11 protein-coding genes are annotated in these 13,120 nt (G+C 74.3%); 9 read left to right on the plus strand and 2 right to left on the minus strand.

What is annotated here, in order from left to right; all coding sequences use genetic code 11:
* Nucleotides 1-46: 46 nt before the first annotated feature.
* Nucleotides 47-904, minus strand: coding sequence for a metallophosphoesterase (locus tag WME96_RS15100; protein ID WP_437290806.1), 858 nt, complete (start codon nucleotides 902-904; stop codon nucleotides 47-49).
* Nucleotides 905-1,091: 187 nt separating this feature from the next.
* Here WME96_RS15100 and WME96_RS15105 point away from each other — a divergent pair, with 187 nt between their 5' ends.
* The 9 genes from WME96_RS15105 (at nucleotide 1,092) to WME96_RS15145 (ending at nucleotide 12,450) form a co-directional block, all read left to right on the plus strand.
* Complete coding sequence (locus WME96_RS15105) at nucleotides 1,092-2,840, plus strand: phosphoenolpyruvate carboxykinase (GTP) (RefSeq protein WP_437290807.1); 1,749 nt, start codon at nucleotides 1,092-1,094, stop codon at nucleotides 2,838-2,840.
* A 149-nt stretch (nucleotides 2,841-2,989) separates the two neighbouring features.
* A complete protein-coding gene (locus tag WME96_RS15110) occupies nucleotides 2,990-3,547 on the plus strand; it encodes a GbsR/MarR family transcriptional regulator (RefSeq protein WP_061616620.1) in 558 nt (185 codons plus the stop codon).
* A gap of 156 nt (nucleotides 3,548-3,703) precedes the next feature.
* A complete protein-coding gene (locus WME96_RS15115; RefSeq protein ID WP_437290808.1) occupies nucleotides 3,704-4,714 on the plus strand; it encodes a polyprenyl synthetase family protein in 1,011 nt (336 codons plus the stop codon).
* Nucleotides 4,715-4,815: 101 nt separating this feature from the next.
* On the plus strand, nucleotides 4,816-6,087 hold the full coding sequence (locus WME96_RS15120; protein ID WP_437290809.1) for a hydroxymethylglutaryl-CoA reductase, degradative: 1,272 nt from the start codon (nucleotides 4,816-4,818) through the stop codon (nucleotides 6,085-6,087).
* A complete protein-coding gene (gene ubiE / locus WME96_RS15125) occupies nucleotides 6,084-6,815 on the plus strand; it encodes a bifunctional demethylmenaquinone methyltransferase/2-methoxy-6-polyprenyl-1,4-benzoquinol methylase UbiE (protein ID WP_437290810.1) in 732 nt (243 codons plus the stop codon). The genes WME96_RS15120 and ubiE overlap by 4 nt, the downstream gene beginning before the upstream one ends.
* A gap of 33 nt (nucleotides 6,816-6,848) precedes the next feature.
* Nucleotides 6,849-8,681, plus strand: a complete 1,833-nt coding sequence (gene menD, locus WME96_RS15130) for a 2-succinyl-5-enolpyruvyl-6-hydroxy-3-cyclohexene-1-carboxylic-acid synthase (RefSeq protein WP_437290811.1) — start codon at nucleotides 6,849-6,851, stop codon at nucleotides 8,679-8,681.
* Nucleotides 8,682-8,858: 177 nt separating this feature from the next.
* Nucleotides 8,859-9,794 carry a 1,4-dihydroxy-2-naphthoate polyprenyltransferase gene (locus WME96_RS15135; RefSeq protein WP_437290812.1) on the plus strand — a complete coding sequence of 312 codons (936 nt, stop codon included), beginning with the start codon at nucleotides 8,859-8,861 and terminating at the stop codon, nucleotides 9,792-9,794.
* 5 nt (nucleotides 9,795-9,799) lie between these two features.
* Nucleotides 9,800-10,885: a mandelate racemase/muconate lactonizing enzyme family protein gene (locus WME96_RS15140; protein ID WP_437290813.1), complete on the plus strand. Its 1,086-nt coding sequence runs from the start codon at nucleotides 9,800-9,802 to the stop codon at nucleotides 10,883-10,885.
* Nucleotides 10,873-12,450 (plus strand): AMP-binding protein, encoded by a 1,578-nt coding sequence (locus WME96_RS15145; RefSeq protein WP_437290814.1) that lies wholly within the window; start codon nucleotides 10,873-10,875, stop codon nucleotides 12,448-12,450. The genes WME96_RS15140 and WME96_RS15145 overlap by 13 nt, the downstream gene beginning before the upstream one ends.
* Here the strand turns inward: WME96_RS15145 and WME96_RS15150 are convergent.
* On the minus strand, nucleotides 12,447-12,923 hold the full coding sequence (locus WME96_RS15150; RefSeq protein ID WP_437290815.1) for an acyl-CoA thioesterase: 477 nt from the start codon (nucleotides 12,921-12,923) through the stop codon (nucleotides 12,447-12,449). The genes WME96_RS15145 and WME96_RS15150 overlap by 4 nt on opposite strands.
* Between the last annotated feature and the right edge of the window lie 197 nt (nucleotides 12,924-13,120).

Here is a 13,120-nt window from a genome sequence, read left to right on the forward strand (position 1 = left end):
GGAGAGCGTCGTCGAGGCGCTCTCTGCGGACGCCCTCCGCGGCCGCTCAGGGCTCGCTGTGCACGCGCGGCGCTTCGGGGTACAGCGACCGGAGCCCGCGCCACGCGACGTCGGACGCGCTCTCCGCGGGCTCGGCGAGATCCCACTCCAGGTAGAGCTTGTCGCCGTCGTAGCAGCCGAAGCTCGTCGAGAGGCAGAGCAGCGGCTCGCGCTCGGTGGCGTACCCCGCGCGCGCGACGTCGTGCCCGTAGACGGCCACGCAGGCGTCCGGATCGAGCGCGCGCAGGAAGGCATGGGCGCGCTCGCTCGAGGTGCTCCGCGCCCAGAGCAGCGCGCCGAGCGTCCCCTGCAGGGTCATCTCCGTGAGCGGCACGTCGAGGAACCCGTCGAGCGGGAGCCGCTCCAGATCCTCGCGGCTCTGGATGCGCGCGTGCGGCGCGGCGTGGAGCATGACCATCCGGGCCGCGTGCGCGACCGCCACGAACGGCCACCCGCGGAACCAGCTCCGCATCGCCAGCGTGTCCTCCGGTCCGAGCAGGTCCTCGAGCCGCTGGGCCTCGTCTGGAAAGAACTTCGCCACCACGGGGCCGCCGACATGCGCATGCTCGTGGTTGCCAAGCAGGTAATGAACCCTACCCGGGTGGCGATCTGCGAGTCTCCTCGCCTTTTTCAACAAGGTCACGGAGTCGCCCCGGTAAAACGAACCCAGGTAATCAGGCCATTCGCCCTCATCGAGCTCGGGGCCGTGCACCAGGTCGCCCGTGACCACGAGCACCGCGCCGTCGCGGCTGGCCGCCGCCTGCTCGAAGATCTCGGCGATTCGCTCGAAATCCGCGACATTCCCCTGAAAGTCGGTGGCGACGATCAGTCTGCCCCGCTCGGGGAGGTCGACGACACGCTGCACGTCTCCAGCATAGCCGAACGCCCCTGCTTCTCCTCGCGCGAACTGAGCCCGCTCACCGTCACCGCGGCCTGGTCGCCGCAGGTTGCTGCGCGGCGCGCAGTTCGCCAGGTCATCCAGTTTTGTTGTGTTATTGCAGCGACACTGTCCCTTGGCGGTCCTTCCGGCCCGGGCTAGGCTGCCTTGCCGTATGCAACACCGGAATATTTCAGCGTGGGTCGACGAGGTCGCGCAGCAGACGCGGCCCGATCGGGTCGTCTTCTGTGACGGCTCCGAGGCGGAGAACCGGGCGCTGATCCAGGGGATGCTGAGCGACGGCACGCTCCTCGCGCTCAACGAGGAGAAGTACCCCAACTGCTATCTTCACCGGAGCGATCCGACCGACGTCGCCCGGACTGAGCACCTCACGTTCATCTGTAGTCGGGACAGGGACGACGCCGGCCCGACGAACAACTGGATGTCGCCAGAAGAGGCGCCGCAGAAGGTCGGCCGGCTGTTCGACGGGGCGATGAAGGGGCGGACGATGTTCGTCGTTCCCTACCTGATGGGCCCTGTCGGATCGCCGTCGGCGAAGGTCGGAGTCGAGATCACCGACAGCCCCTATGTCGTGGCGAGCATGCGGATCATGACGCGCATGGGCCGGGTCGCGCTCGACGCGCTGGGCAGCTCCGAGGAGTACTGCCGGGGGCTGCACTCGCTCGGCGACCTGAGCCCGGAGCGCCGCTTCGTCTGCCACTTCCCCGAGGAGCGGCTCATCTGGAGCATCGGCTCCGGGTACGGGGGCAATGCGCTGCTCGGCAAGAAGTGCTTCGCGCTGCGCATCGCGAGCACGATGGCGCGCGACGAGGGGTGGCTCGCGGAGCACATGCTCATCCTCGGCCTGGAGGACCCGGAGGGCCGCGTGACGTACATCTGCGCGGCGTTCCCCAGCGCCTGCGGGAAGACGAACCTCGCCATGCTCGTCCCGCCCGCGTCCCAGAAGGGATGGAAGGTGTGGACCGTGGGCGACGACATCGCCTGGCTGCGGATCGGCCCCGACGGCCGGCTCTGGGCCATCAACCCCGAGGCCGGCTTCTTCGGTGTGGCCCCCGGGACGAGCTCGAGGACGAACCCGAACGCCCTGGCGACGCTCTCCCGCAACTCGATCTTCACGAACGTCGCGCTCACGCCGGAGGGGACGCCGTGGTGGGAGGGCTTCGATGGGCCGGCGCCGCCGGCGCTCACCGACTGGAAGGGCCGCCGCTGGACGCCCGACAGCAAGGAGCCCGCGGCGCACCCGAACAGCCGGTTCACGTCGCCGGCTCGACAGTGCCCCTCCATCTCACCGGAGTTCGACGCCCCGGCGGGCGTGCCGATCTCGGCCATCGTCTTCGGCGGCCGGCGCGCGCGGCTCGCGCCGCTCGTCTGCGAGGCGCGCGACTGGACCCACGGGGTCTATCTCGGCGCGACGATGGCCTCGGAGACGACCGCGGCGGCTACCGGCAAGGTGGGCGTCGTCCGCCGGGACCCGATGGCGATGCGCCCCTTCTGCGGATACAACATGGGCGACTACTTCCGGCACTGGATCGAGCTCGGCGAGCGCCGCGCGGCGTTCCCGAGGATCTTCCACGTGAACTGGTTCCGGCAGAGCGACGCGGGCAAGTTCCTCTGGCCGGGCTTCGGCGAGAACCTCCGCGTGCTGCGCTGGATCGCGGCGCGCGTGGGCGGGGCGGCGGAGGGCCGCGAGACGCCGCTCGGGATCATGCCCGCGGCCGGGGAGCTCGACACCAGCGGCCTCGACGTGAACGACGAGGCGCTGCGCGAGCTCTTCGCCGTCGACCGCGACGCATGGCTGGAGGAGGCGCGCGATCGCGAGACGTTCCTGACGTCGTTCGGCGCCCGGATGCCGGAGGCGCTGCTCCGGCAGAACCGGGATCTCGCGGCCCGGATGCAGGCGTGAGCCCACGCCGGCCGCCACCGCGCGGCCGGCGCGCCGGGCGGGTCGCGCTACAGCCGCGCCTGTCCGTTTCCTGCTGAGCCCGGTCGGGAGCGTCTTGACGCCGGTCCAGCTTGGCCCACACAGTTCCTTCAGAGAATTTTGAAAGTTCAATGAGCTCTTCAGCCGACATCCACCGTCAGGCGGAGCTGCTCGCGGCGGACGCGATCGGCGATGTCATCGAGCACTGGGGGTTCCGCCGGGTGCTCGGGCGGATCTGGACCGTCCTGTTCATCGCGGGCGGCGCCCTGTCCGCCGCGGAGATCGGCGAACGCCTGCAGGTTTCTTCCGGCGCGATGAGTATGTCGCTGACAGAACTGCAGAGGTGGGGTGTAGTACGAAGGGTATGGAAACCGGGCGAGCGGAAGGAGTTCTTCGAGGCCGAGACGGACTTCTGGAAGATGATTTCCAAGGTGTTCGCCGAGCGCGAGCGGCTGATCGCCGACTCCGTGAGGGAACGGCTCGAGCGGGCTTCCGCGTTGCTCGAGGGCCTGCCGCCGACCGACGCGGCCAGGTTCAGCCTCGATCGGGTGGAGCGGCTCCTCTCCTTCGTGATCGTCGCGCAGACGGCGCTCGACGGGTTCATCAAGAGCAGGACCGTGGATTTCTCGCGGTTCGGGGATCTGGTCCGGTTCCCGATCCGGGCCGTGCGGTCCCGGCGAGGCGCATAGCGGGCTCGTGATTTCGGAGGGCTCGACCGCTACGTGGGCCCCGCGCGGTGCGGGGAACAGCGTGCGCTCGTGCATCCAGGTGGAGATGGGATGACTGCGACAACAACGTTTACTGGGGCGGTCCAGCGGAGCGATGTCGTCTCGAGCCTCGGAGGCATGTGCGCTGGACGCGGGCTCGACTCGCTCGCGGCGCGCCTCGCGGAGCTCCGGCGCCTGCTCGACGGGGACCTCGAGGATGTCGAGCGCGAGCTGTCGAAGGTGGGGCTGGACGGGGACACGCCGGCGCACCAGAGCGCGCGGCACCTGCTCGGGATCAGCGGCAAGCGGCTGCGGCCCATCTGCGTGGCCCTGGCCTCCCACATCGGCGGCGGGTTCAACGAGGCCGCGCGGACGTTCGCGGTGGCGGTCGAGCTCGTCCACAACGCGACGCTCCTCCACGACGACGTGGTCGATCTCGGCGACCGCCGGCGAGGCGCCGACGCGGCGCGCGTCATCTACGGCAACGCCGCGTCGATCTTCGGCGGCGACTACCTCCTGCTCGACGCGCTCTGCAAGATCCAGGCGGTGGGCATGCCCGACGTGCTCGAGCGGGTGCTCCAGGTGATCAAGGAGATGGTCATCGCGGAGGCGCTCCAGCTCGCGTCGCGCGGCCGCGTGCGCACGAGCACGAGCGAGTACTTCCAGATCGTCGACGGCAAGACGGCCTCGCTGTTCCGCTGGGCGATGTTCGCGGGCGCGCGCGCCGGCGGCGTGAGCGAGCCGCTCTGCAAGGCGCTCGAGGGCTTCGGCACGAGCCTCGGGGTCGCGTTCCAGCTCGTCGACGACGTCCTCGACTTCGCGGGCGATCCGGAGGCGACAGGCAAGGCGCTGCTCACGGACCTGCGCGAGGGCAAGATGACGTACCCGCTGCTGCTCGCCATGGAGCGCGACCGGGAGCTCACGCCCGCCCTCGAGGCGCACTGCGCGACGGAGGACGCGGCGGTCGAGCCCGAGCTCGGCCGGCGCATCGCGCACATCATGGTCGAGAAGCACGTCGTGGACGACTGCCTGGAGCTCGCGGCGCGGCTCTGCGGGGACGCGGTGCGGAGCATCGAGCCGCTCCCGGAGAGCCCGGCGAAGGCGGCGCTCGAGGGGGTCGCGATGTCGACCCCCCGGCGGAGGCGGTGAGCGGCGATGACCATCTCCCTGATGCAACGCGCGGCGCCCGTGGACGACACGGCCGAGCGCGCCCAGTCGACGCGAGCGCAGGCGACGCGCGGAGGCGCCCGATGAGCCAGAACGTTTCCAGCCGGATCAGCGGCTTCTACAAGCGGTGCCTCGAGGATCGGCTCCGCGCGATCCAGGCGCTCGGCCTGCTCGACGAGGACGCGCTCGCGCACCTCGCGAGCGGGGGCGGGCTGCCGACGGCGGTGGCCGATCGGATGTGCGAGAACGTCATCGCGACGCACGCGCTCCCCCTCGGGCTCGCGCTGAACTTCCGCGTCAACCAGCGCGACGTGCTCGTGCCGATGGCGGTGGAGGAGCCGAGCGTGATCGCCGCCGCGTCGAACGCGGCGCGCATGGTCCGCCTGTCCGGCGGCTTCTCCGGCGAGGCGGATCCGCCGATCATGACCGCGCAGGTCCAGCTCGACGACGTGCCGGACGCCGAGGAGGCCGCGCGCCGGCTCACGGCGGCGCGCGAGAGCCTCCTCGCGGCAGGCGACGCGGCGATCCCGAGGATGGTGGCGCGCGGGGGCGGCTGTCGCGACGTCGAGGTGCGCGTCCTCTCGGCGGAGCTCGGCGTGCTCGTGGTGCACCTCTACGTCGAGGTCGGCGACGCCATGGGCGCGAACCTGGTCGACACCGTGGCGGAGGCGGTGGCGCCGCTCGTGCAGCGCATCGCCGGCGGGACGCTCGGGCTCCGGATCCTCTCGAACCTGACCGTCCGCCGCCTGGTCCGGGTGACGGCCACGGTCGGCGACGACGCGCTCGGCGGCGCGGACGTGGCGAGCGGCATCGCGCGGGCGAGCCGCTTCGCGGAGCTCGATCCGTACCGGGCGGCCACCCACAACAAGGGCTTCATGAACGGGCTCGACGCGGCCGCGGTCGCGCTCGGGCAGGACTTCCGCGCCATCGAGGCGGGCGCGCACGCGTACGCGTCGATGAGCGGCAAGTACCGGCCGCTCAGCACGTGGGAGCGCGTGCCCGGCGGGCTCGTGGGTCGCGCGGAGCTGCCGCTCGCCGTCGGCACGGTGGGCGGCTCGACCGAGGTGCACGCCGGCGTGCGCGCGGCGCTGCAGCTCGTGGGCGCGAAGGGCGCGCGCGAGCTCGCGGTGGTGCTGGCCTCCGTCGGGCTCGCGTCGAACCTGGCGGCGCTGCGCGCGCTCGCGAGCGAGGGCATCCAGCGGGGCCACATGCGGCTGCACGAGCGGAAGCGCGGGCTCGCCGGCGCCCCGGCGGCGGGGAGCGGCGAGGCCGCGCCGGCGTCGGGCGAGGGCAAGCGGTTCGCGCCGGAGCGCGGCGAGGGTCACCGCGCGGCGCAGGTGGAGGGCGGGACATGAGCCAGATGGAGCAAGGCGAGGCGCCGCGCGGCGAGCGGCGCGCGGGCAGCGGCGAGATGTTCGACGGCATCGCCGAGCGGTACGACCTCCTGAACCGGATCATCTCGATGGGGCTCGATCAGGGCTGGAGGCGGCGCGCGGTGCGCTCGCTCGAGCTCGTCCCCGGCGCCACGGTGCTCGATCTGGCGACCGGCACCGCCGACCTCGCGATCGCGATCGCGCACACGCACGACGTGAAGGTCATCGGGGTCGATCCGTCGCAGGGCATGCTCGCCGTCGGCCGCCGCAAGGTGGAGGCCGCGGGGCTCGCCGGGCGGGTCGAGCTCGAGGTCGGCGACGCGGAGCAGCTGCGGCTCGGCGACGCGAGCGTCGACGCGATCTCGATGGCGTTCGGGATCCGCAACGTCCCGGATCGCGCGCGGGCGCTCCGCGAGATGGCGCGCGTCACGCGGCCCGGGGGGCGCGTCGCGATCCTCGAGCTCAGCGAGCCGCGCGGGGGGCTCATGAGCAAGCTCGCGCGCTTCCACATCCACACGGTCGTGCCGTACATCGGCGGCGCGATCTCCGGGAGGGACGAGTATCGCTACCTGCAGGACTCGATCGCGAGGTTCCCCCCGCCGGACGAGTTCGCGGAGCAGATGCGCGGCGCGGGGCTGCGGGTGCTGCGCGTGGAGCCGCTCACGATGGGCGTCGTGTGCCTCTTCGTGGCGACGCCCGAGGGGGGCTGACGTGCCCGCGCGGGAAGGACGCGGAGGATCGCGGTGAGCGGCTCGAACCTCCACTCGGCCTGGGCTCAGCTCTTCGTCCGCGCGCTGGCGCAGGCCGGCGTGCGTGACGTGGTGCTCTGCCCGGGGTCTCGCTCGACGCCGCTCGCGCTCGCGGCGATGGAGAGCGGGGAGGTGCGGTGCCACGCGGTCATCGACGAGCGCGCCGCGGCGTTCTTCGCGCTCGGGCAGGCGCGCGTCACGGGCCGGCCCAGCGTGTTCGTCTGCACCTCGGGCACGGCCGGCGCCCACGCCCTGCCGGCGATCATCGAGGCGCACCAGAGCTTCACCCCGTTCATCGCGGTGACCGCCGATCGGCCGTGGGAGCTCGCCGACGCGGCGGCCTCGCAGACCATCGATCAGATCAAGCTCTTCGGCGACCACGTCCGCCACTTCGCCGAGATGGGGCTGCCGGATCCGTCGCCGCTCGCGCTGCGCGCCGTGGCGCGCATCGCGGCCCAGGCGGTCTCGCGCGCGCTCTCGCCGACGCCGGGGCCGGTGCACATCAACGCGCGCTTCCGCAAGCCGCTCGAGCCGGTCGAGGTGGCCGGGCCCGAGCCGTGGCAGGCCGAGTGGGAGGCGCTGATGCGCCGCGCCGGCCCGCGGGTCGTGTCGGCGCGCGCCGGCGTCGACGCGCGCGCGCTCGACGAGATCGCGGCGCGCTGCGCGCGCGCCGAGCGGGGGCTCATCGTCTGCGGCCCGGCCCCGAGCCGCGAGGACGACGCGCGGACGCGCCGAGCGGTGCTCGCGCTGTCGCGGGCGACCAGCTTCCCGGTGCTCGCCGAGGGCACCAGCCAGATCTACTTCGGCGGCGTCGCCGACGGCGTCGTGATGCCGGCCTCGTTCGATTCGTTCCTGCGCGCGCCCGAGTTCCGCGCGGCGAACGCGCCGGACCTCCTCCTGGAGATCGGCGCCCCGCCGACCTCGTCCGGGTACGCGACCTACATCGCCGAGCACGCGGGCTGCCGCCGGTTCGTGGTGTCCCCGCACGGCTGGAACGATCCGACGAGCGCCGCGGCCGCGCTCGTCATGGCCGAGCCCGTCGACGTGTGCGAGGGGCTCGCGGCGCGCCTCGCCGGGGCGGCGGGGGACCTCGGGCGCGCGCGGAGGGAGTGGGCCGCGTCGTTCGCGCGCGCCGGCGAGCTCGCGGCGGCGCTGGCCGCGCGCGCGTGCGCCGGGGACGAGCTCACCGAGGGGGAGGTCGCCCGTGCGGTGGCCGGCGCGTGCCCGGAGGGCTCGCTGCTCGCGATCGGCAACAGCATGCCGGTGCGCGATCTCGATACGTACTGCCCGCCGTCGGGGCGCGCGCTGCGCGTCCTGCACCAGCGCGGGGCGAGCGGGATCGACGGCCTCGTGTCGGCCGCGGCCGGCGCCCGCGCGGCCGCGGCAGAGCCGGTCACGCTGCTGCTCGGCGACCTCAGCCTCCTGCACGATCTGACCGGCCTGCTCCTCGCCGCGAAGGTGGCGGGGGAGCGCGGCGCGCCGCTCGTCGTCGTCGTGGTCCAGAACGACGGCGGCCGCATCTTCGAGCACCTCCCGATCGCCGGGCGAGGCGCCGATCTGCTCGACCGCGGCTTCACGATGCCGCAGCACCTCGATTTCGCGCCCGCGGCGGCGATGTTCGGGCTCGCGTACGAGCGCGCCGGCACCGCCGAGGGGCTCGCCCGCGCCCTCGCCGCCGCCCACCAGCGGCCTGGCGCGACGCTGATCGAGGCGGTGGTTCCGCCCCACGACGGCGCCGCCCGCGTCGCGCGCCTCTGGTCCGATGTCCGCCGCGAGGTCGCCGCGCTGATCGGCGCGCCGTCGGCGGCCGATCTCCAGCCTTCATGAGCGGCGCGCGCGCCGACAACCCGAGCTTGCGGAGGGAGAGGGAGCCACGGTCATGAGCCAGGTCAACGCGAACAGGAGTTCCGGCGCCGAGGACCTCGCGCGCGAGGCCATCGCGCGGCGCGGGAGCGATCACTCCGCCGCGGGCGGGCGACGTCGCTGCCGGCAGGGGAGGGGAGCATGAGCGCGACGGTGGCCTCCCAGGCGGCCGGGGCGGCGGTCGCGGCGGGCGTGCGGCCGGGCTCGTTCCGGGCGTGGCTCCTCGCTTGCCGGCCGGCGACGCTCACCGCGGCGCTCGCGCCGGTCATGGTCGGCACGGCGGTCGCCTACGCGCTCGGCGGCATGCGGCTCGGCCCGGCGCTGTCGGCGCTCGCGGGCGCGATGCTCATCCAGATCGCCACGAACTTCGCGAACGACGTGTTCGATCACGAGAAGGGCGCCGACACGCACGAGCGGCTCGGCCCCACCCGCGCCGTGCAGGCGGGGCTGCTCACGCCGCGCCAGGTGCGCGTCGGGCTCCTCGTCACGATCGCCCTGGCGCTGCCGTTCGGGGTGCACCTCGCGCTCGTTGGCGGGTGGCCCATCGTGGCGATCGGCGTCGCGTCGATCCTCTCCGGGGTCGCCTATACCGGAGGCCCGTATCCGCTCGGCTATCACGGCCTCGGTGACGTGTTCGTGTTCGTGTTCTTCGGCCTCGTCGCCGTCTGCGGGACGGCGTTCGTCCAGCTCGGCTCGGTCCCGCCGCTCGCGTGGGCGGCAGCCGTGCCCGTCGGCGCCCTCGCCACCGCCGTGCTCGTCGTCAACAACGTCCGCGATCGCGACACCGACGTCGTCGCCGGCAAGCGCACGCTCGCCGTCCGCTTCGGCCGCAAGGCGGGCGTCCTCGAGTACGCGATGCTCCTCGCGGTCTCCTACGCCGTCCCCGTGGCGCTCGCCGTGAGCGAGGGCCGGCCGTGGACGCTCCTCGTGTTCGCGACGTTCCTGCGCGCCGTGCGCCTGCTCCAGATGCTGGCGACGACCGACGGCCGCCCGCTCAACGAGTGCCTCGCCGGGACGGCGAAGCTGCTGCTCGCCTACGCGCTGCTCTTCTCGCTGGGGCTCGCCGCGGGGCTGTAGGGAGCATGCGCGTCGCCGCCGCCAGCCTTGAGCTCGTCGAACTCGAGGGCGCGCGCCGGGGTCTCGTGCTGTCGATCACCGACGAGGACGGGCGCGTGGGCGTCGGCGAAGCCACGCCGCTCCCCGGCTTCTCGCCCGAGTCGGCCGACGACGACCAGCGCGCGCTCGCCGAGCTGCCGGGGGTGCTCGGACCGATCGATCTGCCCCGCGATGCGTCGGCCGCGGGGGCGCCGCCGGCGGCGACGGTGCTCGCGATCCAGCGCGCGCTCGCGCCGCTGTCCTCGCGGCTGCGCGGCGCTCCGACGGCGCGCTTCGCGCTGGAGACGGCGCTGCTCGACCTGCTCGGCCAGCGCCTCGGCGTCCCGGTCTCCGCGTGCCTCGGCGGGCACCGGGGCTACGAGGAGGTCCAGGTCAACGGGCTGCTCACGACGTCGGCCGCCCTGCCGGAGATGCTCGATCGCGCCCGCGCCCTCGCGAGGCGCGGCGTCGGGACGATCAAGGTGAAGCTCCGCTCCCGCGGGCAGGAAGGCTTCGCGCGCGATCTCGAGGCGCTGCGCGCGCTCCGGCGAGAGCACCCGGCCGTCGAGCTCCGGCTCGACGCGAACGCGGCCTGGTCGCTGGACGAAGCGCCCCGCCGGCTCGGCCTGCTCGCGCCGCTCCGCCCCCGCTTCGTCGAGCAGCCGGTCGCGCCGGAGCTGCTCCACCACCTCGGCGCGTGCGAGGTCCCGTGGGCGGCGGACGAGTCGCTCGCGGTGGAGGGCATGCCGGAGCGCCTGCTCGACGCGGAGGGCTGCGCCGCGTTCATCCTGAAGCCGGCGATGCTCGGGCTGCTGCGCGCGCACGAGCTCGGCTGCAGCGCGCAGGCGCGCGGTCTCGACGCCGTGGTGACGCACCTCTTTGACGGCCCCATCGCGCTCGCCGCTGCGTGCGAGCTCGCGCTGTCGTTGCCGCGCGCTCCGCTCGCGTGCGGCCTCGACGCGCACGCAGGCCTGGCCGCGTGGCCCGCGATCCGCGTCCCGCAGCTGCGCGAGGGCGGCCTGATCGGGGCCAGCGATCGGCCGGGCCTCGGGGTCGGACGATGGAGGGCCTGAGCCTCCTCGACGCCGTGCGCGACCCCGCGGTCGCGGCGCGGACGGCGCTCGTGCACGGCGGCGGCGACACGGACACGCCGCCCGCGCTCGACGTCCCGGGCCTCCGCGTCGGCCCGGGCGGCGCCCTCCGCTTCGGCGACCTGGCGCCCGCGGTCGCCGCCGTGTGCGCGCGGCTCGCCCGCGCGGGGGTGGGGCAGGGGGCTCGCGTGGCGCTCGTCGCCCCGAGCGCTCTCGGGACCGTCGTCGTCCTCCACGCGCTGCTCGCGCTCGGCGCCGTCCTCGTCCCGATCCACCCGCGGCTCACGGCCGGCGAGGCGAGCCTCTTGATCGACGACGCGCGGCCGGACCTCGTGCTCCGCGAGCCCGACCTCGCCGCCCTGCTCGACGACGCCGGACGGGAGCTCGCCGCGCGCCGCGAGCGCGGGCCGCGCGCCGCCGAGGCCATCGAGATCGCCCGGGAGGCCGGCGTCGTACCGCCGGATCCCTCGGGCGATCTCGCCATCGTCTACACCTCGGGCACGACCGGGCGCCCCAAGGGCGCGGTGCTCCCGCGCCGCGCGTTCCTCGCCGCGGCCGAGGCGAGCGCGGCCAACCTCGGCGTGCGCGACGACGATCGCTGGCTGCTCTGCATGCCGCTCTGCCACGTCGGGGGCCTCTCGATCGTGACGCGCTGCCTGCTCGCGCGGCGCGCCGTCGTCCTCGTGCCCCGCTTCGATCCCGCCGCGGTGCTCGCCTCGATCGCGCGCGACCGCGCGACGCTTCTCTCCGTCGTGCCGACCATGCTGCTCGCGCTGCTCGAGGCCGACCGCGACAACGTCCTCGCCCGGCTGCGCGCGGTGCTCGTCGGCGGCGCGGGCGCTCCGGAGCGTGCGCTCGACGAGTGCGCGCGCCGCGGCGTCCCCGCGCTCACCACCTACGGCCTCACGGAGGCGTGCTCGCAGGTCACCGTCCAGCGCCCGCGCGATCCGCGCACGCGCGAGCCGGGCTCCGGCGCGCCGATCTCCGGCGTCGAGCTGCGCATCGAGGGCGCCGGCAGCGACAGCGTGGGGCGCATCGAGATCCGCGGCCCCGTGCTGTTCCGCGGCTACTACCGCGGCCCGGAGCGCGCTCCGGAGCTCCTCGTCGACGGCGCGGGGTGGTTCAGCACCGGGGATCTCGGCGCGGTCGACGCCGCCGGGCGGCTGCACGTCGCCGCGCGCCGGAGCGATCTCATCGTGACCGGCGGCGAGAACGTCTACCCCGCCGAGGTGGAGCAGGTCCTCGCGTCCTGCGCGGGCGTCGCGGGCGCGGTCGTGTTCGGCGTGCAGGACGAGCGCTGGGGCCAGGTCGTCGCCGCGGCGATCGTCCCCGACCACGGGGCGACCCGCGCGCTCGACGGGGCCGCGCTCGCGCCCGCGCTGCTCGACGACCTCGCGGCCGCCGTCGCGGCGCGCCTCGCCCCGCACAAGCGCCCGCGGCGCCTCTGCGCCGCCGCGGCGCTCCCGCTCACCGCGGCGGGCAAGCTCGATCGCGCCGGCGCGGCGGCGCGGTTCGCGGCCGTGCTCGCCCCGTTCCCGCCGCGCTAGCGCGGCGCCGCGCCGGAGCCGCCGCCCGGCGCGGTGATTCCCAGCGCGCCGCGCAGGTCGTCCGGGAGCGGACGCGGAACGAAGCGCGCGCCATCGATGCACACGTGCACCGTCTGCCCGACGGCGGCGATCCCGCCCGCCGTCGTCACGCGGTAGCCCACCGTGAACGACGTATCGCCGAGCTTCGGCGCGAGCACCTCGACCTCGACGGTGTCGCCGAACCGGAGCGGCAGCAAGTAGTCGGCCTCGGCGTGGACGAGCGGCAGCTTGAGCGCGCCGCCCGCGATCAGGCCCGGGAGGTCGATGCCCCGCTCCTTCAGCGCGACCATGTACGCGTCGCTGAAGTACTCGAGGACCCGCGGGTAGAAGACGATGCCGGCCGCGTCGACGTCCTGGAAGCGCACCGCGCGGCGCTCCACGGCGAGGCGCGGCGCGGTCTGCTTGAGCTCATCGACGCTGAACGCGCGCTTCATGCGCGGCAGGCTAGCGCAGGCGGCGCCGCGCGCGTCGCGCGGAAAGCCGCGCGCCGCCGCACCCGCGCGCACGGCCTCCGGCGAGACGGCGACCGCGCCGGCAGAGCAGACCCTCATCGCGTGGCCGGCCGTGTCCCTTTCTGCTCGCCGCCGCGCGTTCCGCGGTCCATGCTCGCCCCCGATGGCTGACCGATGTC

It is taken from the genome of Sorangium sp. So ce406 (assembly GCF_051474675.1).
GTDB classification, from domain to species: Bacteria; Myxococcota_A; Polyangia; order Polyangiales; family Polyangiaceae; genus Sorangium; species Sorangium cellulosum_G.

Bases quoted from the DNA above. Each gene is read 5' to 3' on its own strand.
- WME96_RS15105 (WP_437290807.1), top strand. From the start codon at position 1,092: ATGCAACACCGGAATATTTCAGCGTGGGTCGACGAGGTCGCGCAGCAG.
- WME96_RS15110 (WP_061616620.1), top strand. From the start codon at position 2,990: ATGAGCTCTTCAGCCGACATCCACCGTCAGGCGGAGCTGCTCGCGGCG.
- WME96_RS15115 (WP_437290808.1), top strand. From the start codon at position 3,704: ATGTGCGCTGGACGCGGGCTCGACTCGCTCGCGGCGCGCCTCGCGGAG.
- WME96_RS15120 (WP_437290809.1), top strand. From the start codon at position 4,816: ATGAGCCAGAACGTTTCCAGCCGGATCAGCGGCTTCTACAAGCGGTGC.
- ubiE (WP_437290810.1), top strand. From the start codon at position 6,084: ATGAGCCAGATGGAGCAAGGCGAGGCGCCGCGCGGCGAGCGGCGCGCG.
- WME96_RS15135 (WP_437290812.1), top strand. From the start codon at position 8,859: ATGAGCGCGACGGTGGCCTCCCAGGCGGCCGGGGCGGCGGTCGCGGCG.
- WME96_RS15140 (WP_437290813.1), top strand. From the start codon at position 9,800: ATGCGCGTCGCCGCCGCCAGCCTTGAGCTCGTCGAACTCGAGGGCGCG.
- WME96_RS15145 (WP_437290814.1), top strand. From the start codon at position 10,873: ATGGAGGGCCTGAGCCTCCTCGACGCCGTGCGCGACCCCGCGGTCGCG.
- WME96_RS15150 (WP_437290815.1), bottom strand. From the start codon at position 12,923: ATGAAGCGCGCGTTCAGCGTCGATGAGCTCAAGCAGACCGCGCCGCGC.